This window comes from Cohnella zeiphila (genome assembly GCF_014212055.1).
Taxonomy (GTDB): Bacteria; Bacillota; Bacilli; order Paenibacillales; family Paenibacillaceae; genus Cohnella; species Cohnella zeiphila.
Window position 1 is genome coordinate 54,648 of record NZ_JACJVO010000017.1, and the last position, 20,403, is coordinate 75,050.

At 50.5% G+C, this 20,403-nt stretch carries 21 protein-coding genes; 11 read left to right on the top strand and 10 right to left on the bottom strand.

Annotation, left to right across the window (positions count from 1 at the left end):
- Window positions 1-6 precede the first annotated feature (6 nt).
- A complete protein-coding gene (locus tag H7C18_RS14400) occupies window positions 7-1,533 on the bottom strand; it encodes a redoxin domain-containing protein (protein ID WP_185129774.1) in 1,527 nt (508 codons plus the stop codon).
- 238 nt (window positions 1,534-1,771) lie between these two features.
- On the opposite strand from H7C18_RS14400, the gene H7C18_RS14405 reads away from it, so the two are divergent.
- Entirely contained in the window at window positions 1,772-2,218 is a 447-nt protein-coding gene (locus H7C18_RS14405; protein ID WP_185129775.1) for a hypothetical protein, read from the top strand.
- A gap of 98 nt (window positions 2,219-2,316) precedes the next feature.
- Entirely contained in the window at window positions 2,317-3,537 is a 1,221-nt protein-coding gene (locus H7C18_RS14410; RefSeq protein WP_238357695.1) for an MFS transporter, read from the top strand.
- A 131-nt stretch (window positions 3,538-3,668) separates the two neighbouring features.
- Here H7C18_RS14410 and H7C18_RS14415 read toward each other — a convergent pair whose 3' ends face one another.
- Window positions 3,669-4,751, bottom strand: coding sequence for a lactonase family protein (locus tag H7C18_RS14415; protein ID WP_185129777.1), 1,083 nt, complete (start codon window positions 4,749-4,751; stop codon window positions 3,669-3,671).
- An 804-nt stretch (window positions 4,752-5,555) separates the two neighbouring features.
- Here H7C18_RS14415 and H7C18_RS14420 point away from each other — a divergent pair.
- The 4 genes from H7C18_RS14420 (at window position 5,556) to H7C18_RS14435 (ending at window position 8,162) form a co-directional block, all read left to right on the top strand.
- Complete coding sequence (locus H7C18_RS14420) at window positions 5,556-5,909, top strand: YciI family protein (RefSeq protein WP_185129778.1); 354 nt, start codon at window positions 5,556-5,558, stop codon at window positions 5,907-5,909.
- A gap of 1 nt (window position 5,910) precedes the next feature.
- A complete protein-coding gene (locus H7C18_RS14425; RefSeq protein ID WP_185129779.1) occupies window positions 5,911-7,137 on the top strand; it encodes an RNA polymerase sigma factor in 1,227 nt (408 codons plus the stop codon).
- Between the two features lie 69 nt (window positions 7,138-7,206).
- Window positions 7,207-7,554 carry a YciI family protein gene (locus H7C18_RS14430; RefSeq protein WP_185129780.1) on the top strand — a complete coding sequence of 116 codons (348 nt, stop codon included), beginning with the start codon at window positions 7,207-7,209 and terminating at the stop codon, window positions 7,552-7,554.
- Between the two features lie 110 nt (window positions 7,555-7,664).
- Complete coding sequence (locus tag H7C18_RS14435) at window positions 7,665-8,162, top strand: DinB family protein (protein WP_185129781.1); 498 nt, start codon at window positions 7,665-7,667, stop codon at window positions 8,160-8,162.
- Between the two features lie 92 nt (window positions 8,163-8,254).
- On the opposite strand, the gene H7C18_RS14440 is transcribed toward H7C18_RS14435, so the two are convergent.
- Together H7C18_RS14440 and H7C18_RS14445 are read right to left on the bottom strand one after the other, a co-directional pair.
- Complete coding sequence (locus H7C18_RS14440; protein WP_185129836.1) at window positions 8,255-8,854, bottom strand: nitroreductase family protein; 600 nt, start codon at window positions 8,852-8,854, stop codon at window positions 8,255-8,257.
- A 62-nt stretch (window positions 8,855-8,916) separates the two neighbouring features.
- On the bottom strand, window positions 8,917-9,909 hold the full coding sequence (locus H7C18_RS14445) for an NADP-dependent oxidoreductase (protein WP_202887077.1): 993 nt from the start codon (window positions 9,907-9,909) through the stop codon (window positions 8,917-8,919).
- A 188-nt stretch (window positions 9,910-10,097) separates the two neighbouring features.
- On the opposite strand from H7C18_RS14445, the gene H7C18_RS14450 reads away from it, so the two are divergent.
- From H7C18_RS14450 to H7C18_RS14455, 3 genes are read left to right on the top strand one after another with little or no spacing between them, the layout of a single operon-like run.
- Window positions 10,098-11,597 (top strand): spore germination protein, encoded by a 1,500-nt coding sequence (locus H7C18_RS14450; RefSeq protein WP_337913502.1) that lies wholly within the window; start codon window positions 10,098-10,100, stop codon window positions 11,595-11,597.
- A gap of 35 nt (window positions 11,598-11,632) precedes the next feature.
- Window positions 11,633-12,802: a Ger(x)C family spore germination protein gene (locus H7C18_RS35105; RefSeq protein ID WP_238357699.1), complete on the top strand. Its 1,170-nt coding sequence runs from the start codon at window positions 11,633-11,635 to the stop codon at window positions 12,800-12,802.
- Window positions 12,799-13,029, top strand: a complete 231-nt coding sequence (locus H7C18_RS14455; RefSeq protein WP_185129782.1) for a hypothetical protein — start codon at window positions 12,799-12,801, stop codon at window positions 13,027-13,029. Before H7C18_RS35105 ends, H7C18_RS14455 begins: the two co-directional genes overlap by 4 nt.
- Here H7C18_RS14455 and H7C18_RS14460 read toward each other — a convergent pair.
- The 3 genes from H7C18_RS14460 to H7C18_RS14470 all read right to left on the bottom strand — a co-directional run bounded on the left by H7C18_RS14460 (window position 13,018) and on the right by H7C18_RS14470 (window position 15,389).
- Window positions 13,018-14,109 carry a GerAB/ArcD/ProY family transporter gene (locus H7C18_RS14460; protein ID WP_185129783.1) on the bottom strand — a complete coding sequence of 364 codons (1,092 nt, stop codon included), beginning with the start codon at window positions 14,107-14,109 and terminating at the stop codon, window positions 13,018-13,020. The two genes, H7C18_RS14455 and H7C18_RS14460, sit on opposite strands and share 12 nt — an antisense overlap.
- A gap of 177 nt (window positions 14,110-14,286) precedes the next feature.
- Window positions 14,287-14,628, bottom strand: coding sequence for an MmcQ/YjbR family DNA-binding protein (locus H7C18_RS14465; protein ID WP_185129784.1), 342 nt, complete (start codon window positions 14,626-14,628; stop codon window positions 14,287-14,289).
- 74 nt (window positions 14,629-14,702) lie between these two features.
- The gene (locus H7C18_RS14470; RefSeq protein WP_185129785.1) at window positions 14,703-15,389 is read right to left on the bottom strand and encodes a Crp/Fnr family transcriptional regulator; all 687 of its coding nucleotides are present in this window, start codon (window positions 15,387-15,389) and stop codon (window positions 14,703-14,705) included.
- Window positions 15,390-15,699: 310 nt separating this feature from the next.
- On the opposite strand from H7C18_RS14470, the gene pdxR reads away from it, so the two are divergent.
- On the top strand, window positions 15,700-17,112 hold the full coding sequence (gene pdxR / locus H7C18_RS14475; protein WP_185129786.1) for a MocR-like pyridoxine biosynthesis transcription factor PdxR: 1,413 nt from the start codon (window positions 15,700-15,702) through the stop codon (window positions 17,110-17,112).
- A 75-nt stretch (window positions 17,113-17,187) separates the two neighbouring features.
- On the opposite strand, the gene H7C18_RS14480 is transcribed toward pdxR, so the two are convergent.
- The 3 genes from H7C18_RS14480 to H7C18_RS14490 all read right to left on the bottom strand — a co-directional run bounded on the left by H7C18_RS14480 (window position 17,188) and on the right by H7C18_RS14490 (window position 19,238).
- Window positions 17,188-17,826, bottom strand: a complete 639-nt coding sequence (locus tag H7C18_RS14480) for an FMN-dependent NADH-azoreductase (RefSeq protein ID WP_185129787.1) — start codon at window positions 17,824-17,826, stop codon at window positions 17,188-17,190.
- A 28-nt stretch (window positions 17,827-17,854) separates the two neighbouring features.
- Entirely contained in the window at window positions 17,855-18,517 is a 663-nt protein-coding gene (locus tag H7C18_RS14485; protein ID WP_185129788.1) for a nitroreductase family protein, read from the bottom strand.
- 70 nt (window positions 18,518-18,587) lie between these two features.
- Window positions 18,588-19,238 (bottom strand): peroxiredoxin-like family protein, encoded by a 651-nt coding sequence (locus tag H7C18_RS14490; protein WP_185129789.1) that lies wholly within the window; start codon window positions 19,236-19,238, stop codon window positions 18,588-18,590.
- 240 nt (window positions 19,239-19,478) lie between these two features.
- Between H7C18_RS14490 and H7C18_RS14495 the strand changes: the two genes are divergently transcribed.
- Window positions 19,479-20,393 (top strand): CapA family protein, encoded by a 915-nt coding sequence (locus H7C18_RS14495; RefSeq protein ID WP_185129790.1) that lies wholly within the window; start codon window positions 19,479-19,481, stop codon window positions 20,391-20,393.
- Window positions 20,394-20,403 lie beyond the last annotated feature (10 nt).

A 20,403-nucleotide genomic window follows, 5' to 3' on the forward strand; every position in this document is an offset into this window, starting at 1 on the left:
ATAACATTAGGGTAACGAACGGATTTTTTTTAAGACTTCGGATGGTTCCATTCGCGTTCTATGGTTTAAATCTGAAGCGCCGGCTATGACGGTTCCTTTTTTATCGATAATATATGTGGCTGTGACAGGGAGCTCAAATGTGTGGTCGCCGTTATATTGATGTAGCTCAATACCGGATCTTTTTTGAATGGCTTGCATAAAGTCAGGCAGCTTGTATTTCAGATTATAGCTTTCCGCTGTTTTGTTGTTCGTATCGCTAAGGACGAAGAAGCTTAGCTCATGTTTTTCTTTCATGGACAGCGAATGGTCCGGAGTTTGCGGGCTAATGGCAATCAATTGAGCACCGGCAGCTTTAATCTCATTCATGATGCGCTCATAGGCCTTCAATTGCAAATTGCAGTACGGACACCATTCACCCCGATAGAACACGATAATGACAGGGCCCTTGGCGAGTTCTTCAGATAATGTGACGGGTTTGCCCGTAGCATCTTCCAGGGTAAAATCGGGAGCCTGATCTCCGATATTCAGTCCTTTGCCTGCACCTTGATCTCGAAGGTCCTGGAGCAATCTTGAAAATGTCGTCGCGGCATCCGGCGACATATTACGGGTTTGAGCCTGGAGTGCATCAAATTCATCTTTTAGGCTTCTTTCCCGTTTCGCAACACTGTCCTGGACCATAAGCGAAATTGATTTTTGAATGGGCGGAAAATCAAATCCTAAAGATGCCGCTCTGGCATTCAATATCTTCCAAGTACAAGGAAACATGGCGTAGGGGGATAAAGTTTGCTCTTCATGCCGGCCTACATGAAACAGCGGGGACGTGTTCAAGCAGTCGCCAATCTCATAACAGAGTTCCTGGATGCTTAAGTAACCGCTATTCGCCGCATTGATAGGTCCGACAAAATCGGATTTGGCTCCGATAAAATGAAGAAATTCGGCCGCATCCCACGCTGTTACATAAGCAATAGGGTGCTCGACTTCCAACACGCCGATCGATTTATGTTCAGCAACATGCTTCACATAGTAATCAAAACGGCCTGTATAATCGTCGGTTCCCGATACGACCATGGCTACGCGAACCGCAACGACGGGAAATGGCGCATTCCGGAAGAAATAGGCTTCGGCTTGGCGTTTCCCTTCGGCGTAATCATATTTCTGAGCGTCTAGATCATAGCTGTATTGTTCCGGCATGAAATCGTCTTCGTTGATTTCGGTTTCTTTGCTATTATAAACCGCCATGCTTGAGGTTAATACGTACCGTTTAACGCGGCTTCCAAACGCCGTCAGGGCAATTTTGGCATCTTGCGGATTAAAGCAGATTTGATCGTAGACGACATCATAATAACAATTGCCGAACGCTTCCGTCATGGCATCCTGATTCGTCCGGTCCACCTTTATTCGGGTCACGGCGTCGCCAAAATCATCCGGTGTTTGACCTCTTGTTGCAATGGTCACATCGTGACCATCCCCGAGTATTAAACGGACTAACCGCCGACCGAAAAACGCTGTTCCTCCTAAAACGAGTATCTTCATCCATATTCCCCTTCCATGTTTGCATTCTCAGTTTCTTGCAGATTATCATGCCGGCAGAACCATTGTCTGTAATCTGCTTTACATTGTTCTTCCGTATTTCGTATTTCAAAACATGATGGAGAACTGTAAGCTACTTCACAGAACTCCGCTTTCATTTGGATTTATAATCAAGCTATCTCGATTGAAGCGCAGATCAAGATCGGTCAAATGATCGAGGAACTTCAGAGGGGATAGAGGAATGGAAAAGAGTTCTCAACCTCAGGTAATAAATGCCGAAAAATTGCTTCGTCATTGGCTGGGTGCCGTGAAGTTCCGATTCACGGTTGCCATTTCCGGAACAGAGAGCGATTTTGCTTCATTTGATGCCGGTTACGGCGTCAGGACGCCGATCGAAATGGTATGTCACATATCGCAATTGTTACAAAACTGCTGTTCAACGATTGCCGGTTCGCCGCGCGTACGACTTGAATCTAAAGGCTGGTACGAAGAAGCGGCGCGATTCTATGAAATAGTCGAACAATTGGATCAAGCCATCTTGCAATTTATACCGGTGCAAAGCGTTGTCGAAAAGCTTGTTCAGGGACCGTTAGCGGACGCGACCAGCCATATCGGCCAATTGACGCTGCTTCGAAGATTGTCAGGGAGCCCGGTTGCGCACATCAATTATTCGCAAGCAACGATCTAAAGGGTGGATGGCTAAGGCAGATGGGCATAAATTCCTAAAATCATCATCCAATAGAAGCGAGGTCGTTCTCTACGAAAAAAATGTTATGGGTCATCCTCATGATGTCCACCGGAACTTCTTTTACGTCGCCTTTATTTCCGCTGTATCAGGAGCAGTACCGGTTAAGTAGTCTGCAAATCACCATTTTATTCGCTGTGTATGCGGTCTTCCTGCTGCCCTCTTTGCTCATTGGCGGCTCCAGAGGAGGCGGTTGGGGGCTGAAGCGGGTTCTTCGCATCAGCATCCTGTTATCGATCCTGGCCACTATTCTCTTTATGGCAAGTCAGCAGGCCTGGCTCATTTACGGGGCGAGAATGTTGGAAGGAATCGCTTATGGAAGCTTTACGGGTAGCGCAGTCGCATTCTTGCTGAAGCAAACTCCCAAAGAGAAAGCGGGCAAAGCGATTCTGTTATCGGGTATGGCCGTTTCCGTTGGTTTCGGTCTAGGACCTGCCTTGGCCGGTTTAATTATCGAGTATTTGCATCTGATGCCGCTGCGCGCGCCGTTTTGGCTTTTGACCGTTCTGTTGCTGAGCGCTTGGGTCGGCCTGGAAACGCTGCAGGACGAGGATTTTCAATTCTGGAAGGAACGCCGTCGAGAGGCGTCGGGATCGATCTCGCTCGGGGTGTCTTCCGACATCAAGCCTCATTTCTGGTCATTCAGCGCGCTGCCCATTTTCACGCTGTTTACCTTGAACGGAACGGTTCTCTCCTTGATTCCTTCGTTCGTGAAAAACGTGATTCAAACTTCCAATCTTGCCGTCTCCGGTCTCCTGATTTTACTGCTTATGGGGGGCGGTACGATGATGCAAATGCTGCCTTGGTTCAAACAGCCGGTCTTACGCCTTCGGATCGGTATCGCTTTATTGGCTTGCGGAGCCTGGCTTATCGTTCTCTCCGGGACGTCGGAAAGCATAAGCCTGATGTGGATCGGGGTGCTCGTTCAGGCGCTGGGCAGCGGTTGGACGTTCCAGATCAGCCTACGACTGGCCGGCGAGCTTCCAAATTCATCGGAGCGGCCGAAGGTGATAACGACCTTCTACTTTGCGGGTTATATCGGATTTATTGTCCCCATCGTGGGAGTCGGTCTCTTAAGCTACTTATTTGACTTGTACGTGTCTCTGATCGTCCTGAATGTTCTCGCTTCCCTGGTGGTTCTCTACATGTTAGGTTATTCCGTAAGGTTTGCGCGGTACTATGCCGTCAGAAACGGAACGCAAGCTCGGCGGAAGGTCTTCCATTCAAGGCGGGCTCGCAGGCCTTGCAATCCAGATAGATGAGCGGGCGGTTGAAGCGCCGAACCGATGGGATTCGAACGGCTGGATCAACACCTTGAAAGGGGTTCCTGTTTACCATGACCTCGGTGATAAACCAATGACCCCATAATACGTAGCGGGCTAGATACGAATTTTTAATTAAGCACAGCTAGGCCTTGTGATCCAAAATACTGAAAATCGGTCCACGCAGCAACCTGTAATCTGGCGAGACTGCCATCATCGTTGATTTGAAATACCGATACTGTCCCCTGATTCCCGTTAAGGGTATAAAGATATCGTCCATCTTTACTTACTTCAATATTCATGGGTAGACCGGTTGGTATCCCTGGCGGTGTACTGGTAACATGTCCGATTACCGTTAACGCTCCATTGCCATTAATTTGAGAGATGGTTATGGTCCCACCTAAGGTATTGGTCGCATAAGCAAAACGTTCATCCTTCGTTGTCGTCACCCAGCAAGTGGCCTTTTGTCCGGTCGGTACAGAGCCGCTAATGACATGAAGTACCCCGTTGTCACTTAAGGTATAGGAAGAAAGCGCATTAGAACCTACTTCCGTAACTAAAAGCAACCCTGTTGAAAGGAAGTGAGAGCCAAACGGCATCTTACCGCTGGATTCATTAATCATTGGTCCAGTGACTGTGCCGTTCTTATTAACATTGAATACACTGAGATGATCTGTCGTAAGTTCAGGTATAACAATTTTACTGCCGTCTGGAGTAAATAGTACTTGCGCAGGTTGGGCATTAATGGTGCTTAGAGAATGAGTAGATCCCGGGACAGGAGTAAGACGCCCGTCTTCCTCTATGTAAAAACCCGAAATATTCGAGTTAAATTGATTGGCGGGATATCCCACATTGGAGACATAGAGAAGGTTACCAAATACACCTATGCTATTGGGCTGGACGCCTCCTGATGGTTTCACGTCCGCGAAGATAAGCTGCCCATTTTCAGTTACCCTAAAGCTGCTGATACTATGACTACCTGCATTGACCGCAAAAAGAAAACGACCATCACGGGACAAAGTTAGAGAGCCTTCCGAATGAAGAGGATCGATTCCATCGTTTGGTGTTGCAGTTGAGACTTCCTTTGTCCCCGTACCTTTTCCGTAGGTCGGATAGGAAGCCATAAAGGTGAGCAATCCATTCATGCCCCGGTAAAATGCCACGACCAGATTCATTTCGTTCGTATTGGTCATCATGTATACCATACTCTGCATTTAGCACATTCCTCCTGCATATGATCAGATTATTATGGGTCAAGTTATGATTAATTGTCACAGAATTATATCGTTTTATATTATTCTTCGGATTTGTCTTTGAGACCTCAAAACAAGCTTCATCAGATAATGTTGCTCTGAGGGGAGGATTCCCCTCAGGGCTTTTATATTTAGGCAGAAGGAAAGTTTAAGCTTTCTTGCCGGTCTGTGACAGCCACTCAGGGAGTGGCTGTTTTTTTAGTCCATAAGATTGGTCAAGGCTGGTTTTATTTTGAAATTGCTTGGGATTTAATCGTTTAGGGGAATATGTATTGAACTTGAATTACCTAGTATGGAATTCATTTTTCGCGGAAAATCTCCACTTAGATGAAAATATAGATCAAGTGGTTCTCTCCGTTTTTGCATTAAGAGAATGGGTTTGGTCATATTGAGGCATTGAATGAATTGATTTATAACCGGTCGCGTTCCGATAAAGAGAATGGTGCTTTTTATTGTTTTCGTCCAACCAGCGTGGTGTTGCAACGTAATGCATCCTTTATCGAAGTCATCTCGGACAAATGGTACGCATGTTACGCTAAAACCGGCTAATAGCTTGTCAACATTTTTCTTTTTAGTTTGTATGGACCTACACAGCCCGCAAATTCAGGTTTTTTTCAAAAAGCCAGTGAATCATCTGTTTGCTTTGCCTGTTCTTTCAGAGGCCGTAAAAATGTTGGCGGAATGTAGAAATCGTTATTCTTAAATCGACTCTATGATGTGAGAGAAAATCATAAATCCAAAAAGACAGTAAAGGAGCCAAGAAGCATGCATTTCACTCTTATGTTTTACGAGGGCCCTGAGGACTTCGCCGCACGAAAGGATCCGGCCAGGCAAGAAGAATACCTTGCTGGATGGTCTCATTATGTACATGCGCTCTTCGAATCCGGAGTTGTTGTCGGCAGCGCTGGCCTCGACGCTCCTGAAACGGCAGCGACATTACTTCGCCGCAATGGCGAAATGTATGTGGAGGATGGTCCGTTTTCCAAGGCAAAGGAGCAGATCGGCGGTTTCTTCGTTATCGATGTACCCGACCTTGAAACAGCACTTGAGTGGGCTTCACGAGGCCCTGTTAATGCTGTTGAAGTCCGGGGAAATCTTCCTCCTATGAAACGATCTTAAGATGAACGCCCACAACATAATCGAAGATACGGCGCGTGATGCTTACGGAAGGTTAATTTCCTATCTAACCCTAAAATGGAGAAGTATTGAATCTGTAGAGGATGCGCTCTCGGATGCTTTTGTAGCCGCATTAGAATCGTGGCCGAAGGCCGGTATCCCAGATAAACCGGAATCCTGGCTGCTTGCGGTAGCCAGACGGAGGCTTATTGACCGCGCCCGCCGTGAACGTGTTTCCGAACGAGCAATGTCGGCGTTGATCGCCCTGTCGGAACAGTCTGAGCAAAAGTCGTCCGCTGGCACTGCATTTCCCGATGAACGATTAAATATGCTGTTTCTTTGTACACATCCGGCAATCGATCCGTCGATACGAACACCGCTTATGCTTCAGACCGTGCTCGGAATGGATGCCTCTCGCATTGCGTCCGCATTCGTTGTAAAACCATCTACGATGGGGCAAAGGCTTACTCGTGCTAAAGCAAAAATCCGCACCGAACGCCTTACGTTCGCAATGCCCGATGCCGAGGAATTGCCCCATCGCTTAGATGCCGTTCTTGAAGCCATTTATGCGGTATACGGCAGCGGTTGGGACGATTATACAGGTGTAGATCCTCGTAGGAAGGGATTGGTCCACGAGGCCATTTATCTGGGCAAGCTTCTTGCGAACTATTTGCCTGGCGAACCTGAGGTTCAAGGACTTCTTGCTCTAATGCTGCATTGTGAAGCCAGGCGAGAAGCCCGGATTGATGCATCGGGAAGTTATATTCCCCTGTCCGAACAGGATACTTCACGATGGTCGACTCAAATGATCAAGGAGGCGGAACATTGTCTTCGAGCAGCATCGCATTCAAACAGGATCGGGCGATTCCAGTTGCTCGCAGCCATACAATCGATGCACGCCCAGCGAGCGCGCACAGGGTCCATCGAATGGAAAGGAATCGCCTTGCTCTATGAAGGGCTTGCCAAACTTAGTCCTACTATTGGAGTACTGGTCGGGCGAGCAGCTGCGGTTGCAGAGGGATATGGAATGGAACGGGGCTTTGCGTTGCTTGAAGCTATGCCTTGCGATAAAATCATGAATTATCAGCCTTACTGGGCTCTTAAAGCCTATTTGCACATGCAATTGGGGAGACAGGAGGAAGCCCGTTCGGCTTATAGTCGTGCCATCGGACTCTGTGAGGATCCGTCCATTCGGCAATTTTTATATCAACAAGCGAATCGAATCACGTGACAAGCTGCTTTCTTCATGCCAATAAATATTTTCGGATGATGTCGAAAAACTTTGAGAGGAGAACCAAACATGCACTACACGCTGCTATTCCATGGAAGCCCTGAGGAGTTCTCGCTTCGAACCGATCCATTACGGCAGGAGGAGTATTCGGCAAGCTGGATCCATTATGAAAAAGTTTTGCGTGATTCCGGCATTTTTGTGAGCGGCGCCTGCCTCTATGCTCCGGAGACCGCTACCACCCTAAGGAGACGCGAAGGCGAAATGCTCGTGCAAGATGGGCCAATCAGCGAGACGAAGGAGCAGCTTGGCGGATTCTTTATCATCGATGTTCCGGATCTTGACACTGCGCTAGAGTGGGCATCCCGTTGCCCCAGCAATGCGGTTGAAGTACGGCCAAATCTACCACAGATGAAGTGACAAGATGGCATGAATACTCTACTTGCTGTTGAATCGACGGCTCTTGATTCCTACGGGACAGCGACTCACCCGCGTAGCAGTTATCCTTACCTTTTAAGGAGAGATGGAAGATGTACTCGACTTTACAACAAGCGGTTCAAGATTTGCAAGCAGAAAGCGCAATGACGCTGAAAGTTCTGGACGCGCTGACGGACGCATCGCTAGCGCAGCCGATCGTGGAGGGACACCGCACGCTTGGCCAGCTGGCTTGGCATTTGGCGACATCGTTCCAGAGCATATTGGGGCAAGCCGGCTTGCAGTTCGACGCGCCGACGAGCAAATCCGAAGCCCCCGCCACCGCCGAAGGCATTGCAGAAAGTTACCGAACTGCGAGCGAAGCGGCAATCGCGGCCATTCAGGCCCAGTGGACGGATGCTACGCTGCAGGAACAACGCCTGATGTTCGGCATGTTCGACTGGTCCGTATCCGAGACTATTGCTCGCTTTATCCGCCACCAGGCGCATCACCGCGGCCAACTGATGGTGCTGATGCGCCAAGCGGGCTTGGCCGTGCCAGGCGTTTACGGACCGAGCAAAGAGGAAATGGAAGCCATGAGCGCCTCCCGCTGACCGGAACGGCGCCGTATCCGCAGGACGGCAAGGAGGGAGACGCGAACGTCTGCCTCTTTGCTGTCCTAGGAGTCTATCCGATGAATTTAAGTTTATTTAAAAACTTTTATACGTTCTTGTACCGGATTGAATTTCTTTTCGCCTGCTGCGGCAGACGGTTTACCGAACGGCATTTGGGCAATCAGTTTCCAGCTTTCAGGTAACTTCCACTCTGCTTTTACCCGTTCATCAATCAATGGATTGTAATGCTGCAGGTTTACGCCCAGCCCTTCGGCCTCCAGTGCCATCCAGATCACCAATTGGTGCATTCCATTTGTTTGCTGCGACCAAATCGGGAAATGTTCTTGGTAAGACGGATATTGTTTCATAAAAATATCGACAACCGACTGATCTTCAAAGAATAGCACGGTACCGTATCCGTTCCGAAATCCGTTCATTTTTTCCTGAGTAGAAGAGAATTGTTCGGAAGAAACTTTTGCTTTGAGAACTTCGGCCGTAATATCCCATAACTTGTTATGTTGTTCACCCAAGAGCAGAACAACGCGGGTAGTTTGATTGTTAAACGCCGAAGGTGTATGTTTAACGGTTTCCTCGATTATTTCTTGGATTCTTTGATCCGAAATCGGTGATTCTTTGCTAATTCCATAAATGGAGCGCCGTTCGCGCAGTGCAGTGAATAAATCTTTCTCCAAGGTTTCCATGATACCACTCCTTACCATTTTTTTTGATTTTCATCGACTGGAACCGGACTGTCTCACGGACGAACACGGATGATCGTCTTCCCCTTGACCCGTTCGGTCGGGTTGAAGGCTTCGACGGCATCGTCGAGGGTCGCGATTTTGCCGATGTTTGTCCGCAGCCGTCCGTCACGCACTCGCTGGGCGATCTCGTTCAGTTGGGCGCGATCGGACACGACAACGAAGTCGACCGCCAGGCCGTCGGCGGGCTGCGCCTCGGGCGGTCCAGCGACGGTTACCAGCATTCCTCCGGTTCGAACCAGACCCGCGGACCGCTTCCCGATGTCGCCGCCGAAGACATCGAAAACCAGATCGACGCTGCCAACGTCTTCCAACGACTCGTTCTCAAGGTCAACGAACTCTTGTGCGCCGAAGTCGAGCGCCGTCTGACGGTGGGCAGCGCGTCCGGTGCCGATGACGTAGGCGCCGGCCTGACGTGCGAGCTGTGCCGCCATCGAGCCGACTGCGCCGGCCGCACCGTGAACGAGGACGCTTTGCCCCGCCCGGAGATGGCCGTGCTCGAACAGACCTTGCCAGGCGGTCAGGCCCGTCATGGCGACGCCTGCGCCTACCGTGAAGTCAACTTCGCTCGGGAGCGGCGCGAGATTGCGTGCCTCGACGACTACATACTCCGCGAGGGTGCCGTCGCGAGTCCAGTCCGTGAGGCCGAACACTCGCTGTCCCACCGACAGTCCGGTTGTGCCATAGCTGAGGGCAGTGACCACTCCGGCCACCTCGTGGCCGGGGATCGAGGGCGTCCGGTCCCGTCCGAGGCGATCGGTCCAGGTCGAGGGCCAGGTCAGCTCATCCCAGGTGAATCCCGACGCATGAACCTGAACGACGACATCGCCGTAGCTCGCGCCCGAGAGGCTGGCGAGTCTCGCCACGTCCGGCTTCGGCACCTCCGCCAGCTTCATCCCGGCCGTTCCTGCGGCCTCGTCCGTCACCACAATCGCTTTCATTTGGACGCTTCCCTGTATCGTCTTCGCCTGTTTCTCCAAGGTTCCCATGATAACTCTCCTTACCATATTTTCCGATTTTCAATCTTCCCAGTTCCTTTGTCCGCGGGAGACAAATTGATTATAACCATTCCAAAAGAAAAGTTATGTGAAGTAAATTACATACTTGAACGCGCAGGGATACGATTGGCTATCTGTGGGAGAATAACCATATTCGTTCAAAACCGAGGGGGATCGCCGTGAGAAAGGGCAGATACCAGTGGCCGATTCAGTTACAGGAAGAGGACCACGGTGAATTTACTTCGGATATCGAGCACAACGAGACGATGCTGAAGAACATCTTTCGCAACTGCTCCGACATCGTCTTTCGCAGCATCCGGGCGGATGAAAAAATGCGGTGGACCGTCGTCTTCATCTCCACGCTGGTTGAAGACAAGCTGCTGGAGGAGCATGTATTGGGTCCTCTGCTCGAGGATCGCCCCTGTTCAGATATGGGGCTAAGGCCCGCCATGGAGGTCCTTAAAGATCGGTTCATCTCCGTCGGCACGGTCGCCATTACTTCCGACTTGTCCGCTACTGTGCGTTTTGTGCTGAGCGGCTATGCTATCATTCTTACGACCGGGGACAATCGCGCGATGAGCGTTTCGGTCCCTGGCAAAGCTAAGCGCGGGCTGGAGGAACCTTCCTCCGAACCGGTCGTCCGAGGTCCGCGGGACGGATTTATCGAAAATATCTCGACGAACGTCGGACTCATTCGCGGCAGACTGAAAACGTCCCGTCTCAAATTGGAAACCTTGACGATCGGAGAATTGACCCAAACCGAGGTTATGATCGCTTATATCGAAGGCGTTGCCGATGCCGCCGTCGTGGACGAGGTCCGGAAGAGAGTCGGGGACATCCGCATCGACGGCCTGCTTGAGTCGAACAATATCGAGGAAATGATCGAGGATGTCACCTTCACGCCTTTTCCGCAGATGCAGAGCACGGAGCGGCCGGACGTTGTCGCCGCCGGCTTGCTCGGCGGCAATATTGCGATTCTGGTCGATTCTACGCCTTTCGCGCTTCTCCTCCCCATGACCTTCTGGGCCGGTATGCAGTCCATCGAGGATTATTATATCCGCTGGCCGATCGCGACCTTCGTCCGTTGGATCCGGATGATTTTTCTGGTGATCGCCATCTTCGCACCGGCCCTTTACGTGGCGATCACTACCTTTCATCAGGAGATGATCCCCACCAGCCTGCTGCTGAGCATCGCGGGCTCCAGGGAGCCGGTCCCTTTCCCGGCGCTGATTGAGGCCCTGCTGATGGAAATTATCTTCGAAGCGCTGCGCGAAGCCGGAATCCGACTGCCTAAGCAGATCGGACAGGCCATCAGCATCGTCGGGGCGCTCGTGATCGGCCAATCGGCGGTGGAGGCAGGCATCATCTCGGCCCCGGTCGTCATCATTGTGTCGATCACCGGGATCGCGGCGTTCACGATTCCCCGTTACAGTTTTGCGAACGGCGTCCGCCTCCTTCGCTTTCCGGTCCTGTTTCTGGCGGGGACGCTGGGACTCTACGGCATCGCGCTCGGCTTTCTCGGCATCCTTCTCCATCTTTGCACCCTGCGGTCGTTCGGGGTGCCTTATTTCGCCCCGGTGGCTCCGCTCTCGATACGCAATCTGAAAGACATTGCGCTTCGCGTGCCCGTTTGGAGCAAAACACGGCAGCCTCCGGGCCCGGAAACCGGGAACCGGTGAGCAGATTCATAAGGCAGAGGAAGAAGGGGACCGGCATGATCAAAAGAATTTTGCGCTTCGCCCTTCTGACCGCTCTGCTCCCGACGGCAGGCTGCTGGGACCGTACGGAAGTCAATGATCTGGCGCTCGACATGGGTACCCTGTTTGATTTGACGGAGAAAGGGGATCTCAAGGCGACGATTCAGATTGCGCTTCCCCGGCAAGCAGGAATGATGAATGGGGGCGGCCAGAACAAAAAGTTTTTTGTGCTAAGCGAAACCGGCAAAAACCATATCGAACTTCAGCAACTACTACAGGATCATTTGTCACGGCGTCTGTTCACGTCCCATCGCAGCGTCATTTTTATAAGCGAACGGCTGGCAAGGAAAGGGCTGGAAGATTTTCTTGACGCGTTTACCCACGATCCTCACAATCGATTACGGACGTTTATTATCGTGGTTCAAGATCCCCATCCGGACCGGATCGTGCAGATCCGCTATCCATTTGAAGAGGCTCCGACCGAGGGGGTAAGGGAAGCGGAAATACTGGGGGACCAGTTGGCCACTACCATGCGGGATTTCTTCATATCGGCATCGAGCGAAGGTTTGAGTCCGGTAACCGCGGCGATCCGGTCTGACGCTTCATCCGAAAAAAATGCGGAGGCGGAAACGTTTCGCCTGTCCGGCTCGGCCGTGTTCAAAGGGCTTAAATTGGCGGGGTTTTTGAATGAAAAGGAAACGAACGGCTTGCTCTGGATATCAGGCAAAATGAAACACAGCCGAATTAGCGCCCCCCTTCCGAAGGGGAAAGGCATCGTCGGAATGATCCTGGTCAGCGCCGAGCGCCATATCGACTCCGAGGTAAGGGGACAAAAGGTTAAATTCAACATCAGGCTGACGGGAAACGGCGATTTGTTCGAAAACAACTCGCCGCTGGATATTACCGGCAAACGGAATCTTCAGCTTGCTCAACACGCGCTGGAAGATGAAGTGGAGCGACAAGTCCGGAATTGCCTGAACAAACTCCAGAAGCAGTATCGGTCCGATGTCGCCGGATTCAGCAGCGTCCTTTACCAGAACCATCCGCATCAATGGAGGCGCATCAAGGAGCAGTGGGACGATCTGTTTCCCGAAGCGGACATAGCGGTTTCGGTCAAGCTGAACCTGCGCCATTCCGGCGTGACAGGACAGCCGCTGCAATTAAAGGAAAAGGAGATCGAAAAATGATGCTGAAAGTGACGGGATACGCGGTGCTGCTCGCCGTCTGGGGGATCATCCGCATCCGCTTGATGATTCGCAGACGAGAGCCGGCGGCGGCCATTGTGTACGGAGGAATCCTGCTGATCTGCCTTGTCGTCGGTACCCTCATCATCGCCAAGGTTAAGGTGCCGAGCTTTAACGCCCCTGTCGATTTCGTTTTCCAAGAGGTCGGCAAGCAGCTGTTAAGAAAGTAATGGCCTTGCATTTCCTTTAAGAGCATCGATGCACAGAAGTGCCGCCGGCAGGACGTTTTGCGTCAGGATGGCCCATAACGGGTAGGAGAACGTTTCGAACTGTTGAAAATCCGTATTTGTCTTGAACGCCCATATGGCTCCGATCAGCGACAGCAAAGCGATCGGCGCGACGATATCCCGGTAACTGCGGATGCCGAACACGTTGCTCAGGCAGAGGGCCAGCATGAACAGGCATAGGGATACCTTGATGAAAATGCCTGCGACCCATATTGCCACGGCGAGGGCCTCCAAACGCTCGAAGGAGCCTTGAATGCCGACAAACTGGATAAGCGACAGAAACGAGTATGTCAGCTTGCCCGTGATCGGCCCGAAGACCATAACAGTCAGCAAATCGACGATGATAATCAGCCCCGCGATACCGAGCAGCGCATACATGGCAGCCTTCCGCGCCTTTTGACGTTGGTGCAGAAAGGGGATCAGCCAGCTGAGCAGAAATACCTGGTTGATGTTGGCCGATATGGGCAATCCCCCCTGCAATACCGGCACAATGCCCTCCGCAAGCACCGGCTTCAGACGCTCAGGGTTCGCGTCATTCAAAGCCAGTATACAGAGAGGAAGCAGGAAAGCGAAGATGAATATCATAAGGAAGGTGTTGCACCTTCCGATCACTTCAATTCCCGCGTACACGGCTAACGCGGCGAGTAGGATGATCGTGCCGACTCCGACAATGGGCGGCGTTCTGGGCAGCAGGAACGTATTGATAAACCTGGAATGCTCATTGATGGCGGCAGAGGCAAGTGAGAACCAAAAATAGAAAAAATACAAACCCAGGGCTTTGCCTAGCCATTTACCCACAATTTTCTCGCTATATTGCAGAATCGTCAGACCCGGGTAACGCTTCGACAGAGCCGTCATGACCCAGATGTTGAGCACGGCGAGCAAGGTGCCCGGCAACACGGCCAGCCAGGCGTTTTGCTTGGCGAACGAAGCCATGATTCCGGGGGCCGGAATGACCAAAACGGGAAAAACGAATGAAAACAGCAACCCGGCAAGCTGGGTTCCGGTAATTCGTTCGTTCATGTTCGTCGTCGCTCCTTGTTGAAGGGGGTTGTAGGAAATGATAATGGATGGATATTTTCTAAAGGGTCTCCAAGTATGTGGAAAATCATACCAAACATGAATCGCCGCCAGAAAAAAGAGATCAACCAGTAAAAACTGGCTGACCTCATAATACGAAGGGGAGCGATAGTTGATAGACTAAATAGACTCCCGGATGCTCTTAGGAAGGCTTTTAACAACCAAATCGTAAGATTGATCAATCATTGCAAAGATATCCGACTCCGGCAAAGAACCCTCGAGAATAATCGTATTCCAGTGCTGCTTATTCATGTGATATCCCGGTCGAATGTCCTCATGCTGTTCTCTCAAGTTTTCCGCAATCACTGGATCGCATTTTAGGTTCAAGTACCCTTTTTCCTCATAAAAAAGTGCGAATATTTTACCTGCAATTTTTATCGCGAACGGATCTTGATCGGGTCCCAAGGGATAATCCTTAATCGCTCCGTTTTTGTTTAGACAGTATTCGATGAAATTTTTCAAAGCGGATCATCTCCCTCGTAAATGAGATCGTATAGTCCACGCCGTTCATCTAAACCGTCGGCCTGCAATCAGTTTCAAGGAATATTTTCTTCAAGTATGGGAACGGCAAGTTGAACGGACAGGCGTGATGTCTTAACGACGCCCTCCTTGGCAAGCTCGCTCATTACGCCGCTGACCGCTTCGCGGCTGGCACCGAGCATATTGGCAATCTCTTGATGGGAAAGAGGCAGATCGATCAGCGCATATCCGTCTTGAATGACGCCGAATTTGGCGCTCAGCGTGGAAAGGAGATGAAGCACGCATTTTCTAAGACCATGAAGCGCAAGCTGTTCCAATTGATCCTCCCGCTCCTTTAACCGGTCGCTGAGTGCTTTAAGAAATTTGAGCGCGAGCTGTGGCCGATTGATCATCAACCGTTCGAACTGAGGCTCGGACATGGTGCAAAGAAGCGTCGATTCCATCGTTTCAATATAAACCCGCCGGGTTCCGAACGAGAATGAATTTAACTCTCCGAATATATTTCCTCTTGTGAGAATGCCAAGCGTGAACTGTTTTCCGCTGTCGTTCAGTTTATAGAGTCTAAGCTTGCCCTCCTTGACGAAATAGAGTCCCTCGCGCGTAGACTCCGGGGTTTGGACCAGTGTATTTTTTGTGATCCGATTGAAATGATGGATGGTATCCAGTTGATCGATCTCTCTCATCTCATCATGCGACATTTCTTCAAAAATGCTGATTTGCGATAAATACCAGAGTTTGTCCATTGAATATCGAGCCTCCAAAATTCGAAAGTTTCCATGTATAAGGCAAGGCGTTAGGGGACAAGTTAGTTTTGTTCCTTGCGCAATCCAACATGAAACAGCGGTTCCGCATTTATCCAAAGCGCCAATCGATTGATGTTCGGCGATTTGCGGGAAAAGTGTTTTTTGATAAATACGGATAATAGAGGCCCCGTCACAACTACGTTTCTGGCATTGGCAACATCCATCTTAGCATGTAAAATTGGATTCGATCAGATCCACTTTTATTTCAGAATCGGCATACCACTTATTTGAAGTGAAGGAGGCTTGATTTATGCCTCGTCGCACGTTGTCTGCTGCAATTGAATCGAAAACCAAGCAAATCTATTCCTTGCTGCGCGAACAGATATTTCAAGGCGTCTATGCAGCCGGTGTCAAGCTCCCATCGACGCGGGATTTAGCCAACGAATTCGGAGTATCGCGGGCACTCATCGTGGACGTGTTCGAACAGCTAATCGCCGAAGGGTACTTGGAGGGCCGTCAAGGCTCCGGCAGCTATGTCGTTGATTTGGGCGGAAGCAAACGACAATTCCCTTCTCGGCTTCAAGAAATCGATTCTTCCGGGGATGGGACTGCTGCGGACCCCCCGGCTCGCTTCCAAGGCATTGATTTTCGTCCAAGTTTTCCGGCTTTGGAGCACATTCCTTTCAAGAAATGGAAAGAAACCGCCATTGCCGCATACGCAAATACTCATTCAGGAGAATTTGGCTATGACGATGATCCTGCCGGCCATTGGCAGCTTCGCACGAATATTTGTCGGCTTTTGCTGCATACCAAGGGGATTCGGTGTCTGCCTTCACAGGTGATCATAACCGCCGGAGCGACTCAAGCGATCGCCGTGCTGTCCCGGCTTTTATTGAAACCGGGGGACGCAGGAGTCATAGAAGATCCTAGCGCCACCTTCATTCAACATATTTTTGCGTCGACAGGTGCTGATATGATACCGGTTCCCGTAGATGAGCATGGCCTGCGCGTCGACGATATGCCGACTCATCGGCACCCCAAATGCGTGTTCGTCACTCCTTCACATCAATTTCCTTTAGGCAGCATTCTTTCCATTGGGCGGCGCATTCAGCTTATCGATTACGCCCGACAATCCGGATGTTATATTATCGAAGACGATTACGACAGCGAATTCCGTTATACGGGAATGCCGGTACATGCCCTACGAGAGCTCGACTCGGAACGTATCGTCTATGTCGGGACTTTCAGTAAAAACTTGTTTCCTGCGTTGCGTATTGGTTATATGGTAGTTCCGCACGAGCTGCTTACTCCGCTTCTTCGTTTAAAGAAGCTGACAGACATGCACTGCCCGATCTTGCCGCAAATCACTTTGGCGAGATTTATCGCCGAACGCCGCCTGGAACACCACATCGCCCGTATGAAGCGCATTTATAGCAAAAGACGAAAATGTCTCATCGCCGGTTTGTCCGACATTTTCGGCAGCAGAGCGGAAATCTCCGGGGATGCCGCAGGCCTGCATCTGGTTGCGGAAATGGCCGGAAGCATATTCGACTCCCAAGTAGTCGCTCAACTTGAGGAGCTTCATATTAAAGTATATCCGGCAGAAAAATACACCATCGCTAAAGGAAGGTACGAAGATCGACTTATTATGGGATTTGGCAATGTGGATGAAATCAACATTTTAAAGGGAATCAAGGCGATTGCGAGTGTCTTAACGAGATAGCGAGGCTCGATGTGACGCCAATGGAGCGTTCAAATAAAAAAATCCCCTTGAAGGGGATTTTTCGCATCCGGCGCGTTACCAGGCCGCGGCAAGCTTGACGGCCTGTTCCATTGCGGCCCGGACGATCTCTTTCGCGCGCTCCGGTTGAAAATCATGGCCTTCCACGTACAGCGCTTGTACGTCGCGAATTCCGACGATGTTGAGCACCTGGCGCAGATAAGGATGGCTGTGATCCATGGCCGCTGTCGGCCCGGTGGAGTAAATCCCGCCGCTCGACTGGATGTGCAGCGCTTTTTTGTCGTGCAGCAGGCCAACCGGCCTGCCTTCCTTGTAATGGAACGTCTTGCCGACGACGACGAAGGCGTCGATGAACGCCTTGAGCCGAGGGGGAATGCTCCAATTCCACATGGGGGAGACGAACACGTATTTATCGGCGCGCATCGCCATTTCGGTAATGTCGTTAAGGGCATCGACTTTCTGCCGTTCCACAGTACTCAGCTCGGAGATGATCAGTCGTTCTTTTCTCAATTTCTCCCATGCCCGCACGACATCGCCGTCGACCGTCTGGAACGCTTCCCGGTAGACATCGAATACGCGTATGTCGTCGTCCGGATGAGCTTCCCGATAGGCTTGAAGAAACGCCCGGCCGACCTGGAGGCCGACCGAACGGTCGGGCGACTTGGGGGTAGCGGTAATATACAATAATTGCGTCATGCTGCTACCTCCTAGGTTTATAGCCTATTTATTTGACCCATTTCACAACATCATCAAACGGAAGGCGGATTCTCGGTCCCGGCTCTTTTTTGCGATAACCGAAGGCAATCATGACCGAGATGGTAAAGTGTCCGTCCTCCAGCAGCCCTTCCTCGTCCAACAGCTGATTCATTTTCTCCATATCAAAGCCTTCGATCGGACAGGAGTCAATGCCGATTAACGCCGCAGCCGTCATCATGTTAGCAAGCGGTATATACGTCTGCTTGATGGCCCAATCGGTAAGAAAGCGTTCATGCTCCAGGAGCTTGAAGTCATTTCTCTGGAACTCTTCGAAGATTTCAAGATGTCTTGTCAGGCGTTCCTTCGGAACGGCTTTGGACTGCTGCTCCTTCTGGTAGGCGGAGTCGTATCTCATATCCAGCGGGGTCCGGACCAGAATAACGACGAAGTGACTGGCCTCCGGCAGTTTGCTGGCCGCTCCGTACGAAATTTTTTTTATTTTGTTCCGCAGCTGTTCGTTTTGAACAACGACAAATTTCCACGGTTCTGCGCTAAACGAGCTGGGCGAGAGCCGGCCCGTTTCCAAAATAAATTCAAAGTCGTCGTCGGAGATGGTTTTGCTAGGATCGAATTCTTTGGTTGCATGCCGAAAATGATGAGCTGCTAAAATTTCTTCCTTGGTTATGGTCACGATATATTCTCTCCTTCATCATTTACCTCGCTTATTTTGCTCACATATCAAACGAATGATGCAAAAATCGTTACAGCTTACTTAGCTCTCGCAAAATTTCCTCCGGGCTTTGACGCTGCATAAAATTCGGATTGACATAAGCAGAGCGAATAGTCGCGTTCTCATCGATCATGAATGTCGCCGGAACCGGCAAAATCCATTTGGAGGTATTGTTGTACTCCGCAAGATCGAGTCCGACGCCTTCCATGAGTTCCCTTACTCCCTGCGGAACATCGAAAAGCAGATTGTACTTGGCCGTTACCAAGCCGTTCGGATCGCTAAGGACTTGAAATTTCAGTCCTTCCTTTTCCTGAAGGGATAACGAATGATCCGGCTTTTGCGGGCTAATCGTGATAAGCTGCGCTCCCATCGCCTGGATTTCCGGCAATGTCTGCTGGTAAGCCTTTAATTGCATATTGCAAAAAGGACACCAGCCGCCGCGATAGAAGACCAGCACAACCGGTCCTTTCGCGAGCTCTTCAAATAAAATGACATCCCGTCCCAGCGCGTTTGTTAATTGAAAGTCCACCGCCTTCTCGCCCGGTTGCTTCCCGGAAGCGATCCCCGACTTCTGAAGCTCCTCGATCATTTGACCGATCCTGATCTGCGCTTCAATCGGAGTATTGGCCTTAAACTGCCGCGTGGCCGCTTCCAGTTGTTCGGTTAAATTTTGGTTGCTCATCGTTTCGAAACCTCCAATATCAAGTGATAGCTTGAGTATAATTTTAAAAAGATCGGAGTTCTGTGAAGTAAATTACAGTTCATCAACCTTCGTATAAAGAATAAATTTCTCCTCAGAGGCCAAGGAATTCAATCCTAGAAAAACCAGACTTGGTCTTTTTCTCGCCATGCCGCGGGGCCCAACTTACAAGCATTTGCTGATCATTCGCATAACGTATCATCGTGGAAGGAGTGTTCGGATTTGACGAAAATCACCATTGCTGCAGTCGGGGATTTGTTAATAAAAAAGAAAATGATCGCCTCGGCTGCAAAGGAAGGCGGATTCGCCCCCATTTTTGCCAAGGTGAAACCCCTTCTGCGGAAATCCGATTTGACGATAGGCAACCTGGAGACGACGTTCTCCGGCAATCATTTTCGCGAAAAGCCCGGAAAACTGTTGTTCAACTCCCCGGATCACTTCGCGGCAACGCTCCGGAACTTGGGCTTCGATGTATTAGGCACAGCCAATAACCATTGCATGGACGGGAAACAATCCGGTTTGAGACGGACATTAAACGTCCTCGACCGACACGGTCTCCGACACACGGGCACGTATCGTTCCGCCCGGGAAGCCCGCCGAAAACTGATTGTTAACGTAAAGGGAATACAGATCGGAATATTGGCTTATACGAAAGGAACGAACGGGATCCCGGTACCGGATCCGTGGTCGGTCAACAGGATAAACCGAAAAAAAATAATAGCGGATGTACGCAGTTTGAAGAGTCAAGCCGATTTTCTCATTGTTTGCCTGCATTTCGGGAAAGAATTTCGAACTCATCCCGACCGCAACCAAATCCGGCTTATGCACCTGCTGTTTAAAAATGGTGTGAACGTAGTGCTGGGAGCGCATCCCCATGTGCTGCATCCAATAAGAATGTTTAAGATGAAGGACATCGACGGACTCACTAGAAATCGGGTAGCGGCGTCTTCTCTGGGGAATTTCGTATCCACCGAACATCCCCGGCATCATGCCAGATTGCGAGGTACCATCTTGATTCTAACCTTAACGAAAAATGCAAAAGGGGATACGGATGTATTGAAACTATCTTGTGTGCCAACCCGCATCTTGCAAAATATAGGGGAGAAAAATGTTTATCGGGTTGTGCCGGACGGATAGAACGGGAACG

What these genes read in the sequence shown, in the direction of transcription:
- H7C18_RS14420 (WP_185129778.1), top strand. Translation starts at nt 5,556, where the DNA reads ATGCATTTCACTCTTATGTTTTACGAGGGCCCTGAGGACTTCGCCGCA.
- H7C18_RS14415 (WP_185129777.1), bottom strand. Translation starts at nt 4,751, where the DNA reads ATGCAGAGTATGGTATACATGATGACCAATACGAACGAAATGAATCTG.
- H7C18_RS14405 (WP_185129775.1), top strand. Translation starts at nt 1,772, where the DNA reads ATGGAAAAGAGTTCTCAACCTCAGGTAATAAATGCCGAAAAATTGCTT.
- H7C18_RS14480 (WP_185129787.1), bottom strand. Translation starts at nt 17,826, where the DNA reads ATGACGCAATTATTGTATATTACCGCTACCCCCAAGTCGCCCGACCGT.
- H7C18_RS14455 (WP_185129782.1), top strand. Translation starts at nt 12,799, where the DNA reads ATGATGCTGAAAGTGACGGGATACGCGGTGCTGCTCGCCGTCTGGGGG.
- H7C18_RS14435 (WP_185129781.1), top strand. Translation starts at nt 7,665, where the DNA reads ATGTACTCGACTTTACAACAAGCGGTTCAAGATTTGCAAGCAGAAAGC.
- pdxR (WP_185129786.1), top strand. Translation starts at nt 15,700, where the DNA reads ATGCCTCGTCGCACGTTGTCTGCTGCAATTGAATCGAAAACCAAGCAA.
- H7C18_RS14470 (WP_185129785.1), bottom strand. Translation starts at nt 15,389, where the DNA reads ATGGACAAACTCTGGTATTTATCGCAAATCAGCATTTTTGAAGAAATG.
- H7C18_RS14430 (WP_185129780.1), top strand. Translation starts at nt 7,207, where the DNA reads ATGCACTACACGCTGCTATTCCATGGAAGCCCTGAGGAGTTCTCGCTT.
- H7C18_RS35105 (WP_238357699.1), top strand. Translation starts at nt 11,633, where the DNA reads ATGATCAAAAGAATTTTGCGCTTCGCCCTTCTGACCGCTCTGCTCCCG.
- H7C18_RS14490 (WP_185129789.1), bottom strand. Translation starts at nt 19,238, where the DNA reads ATGAGCAACCAAAATTTAACCGAACAACTGGAAGCGGCCACGCGGCAG.
- H7C18_RS14400 (WP_185129774.1), bottom strand. Translation starts at nt 1,533, where the DNA reads ATGAAGATACTCGTTTTAGGAGGAACAGCGTTTTTCGGTCGGCGGTTA.
- H7C18_RS14460 (WP_185129783.1), bottom strand. Translation starts at nt 14,109, where the DNA reads ATGAACGAACGAATTACCGGAACCCAGCTTGCCGGGTTGCTGTTTTCA.
- H7C18_RS14410 (WP_238357695.1), top strand. Translation starts at nt 2,317, where the DNA reads ATGATGTCCACCGGAACTTCTTTTACGTCGCCTTTATTTCCGCTGTAT.
- H7C18_RS14425 (WP_185129779.1), top strand. Translation starts at nt 5,911, where the DNA reads ATGAACGCCCACAACATAATCGAAGATACGGCGCGTGATGCTTACGGA.
- H7C18_RS14445 (WP_202887077.1), bottom strand. Translation starts at nt 9,909, where the DNA reads ATGGGAACCTTGGAGAAACAGGCGAAGACGATACAGGGAAGCGTCCAA.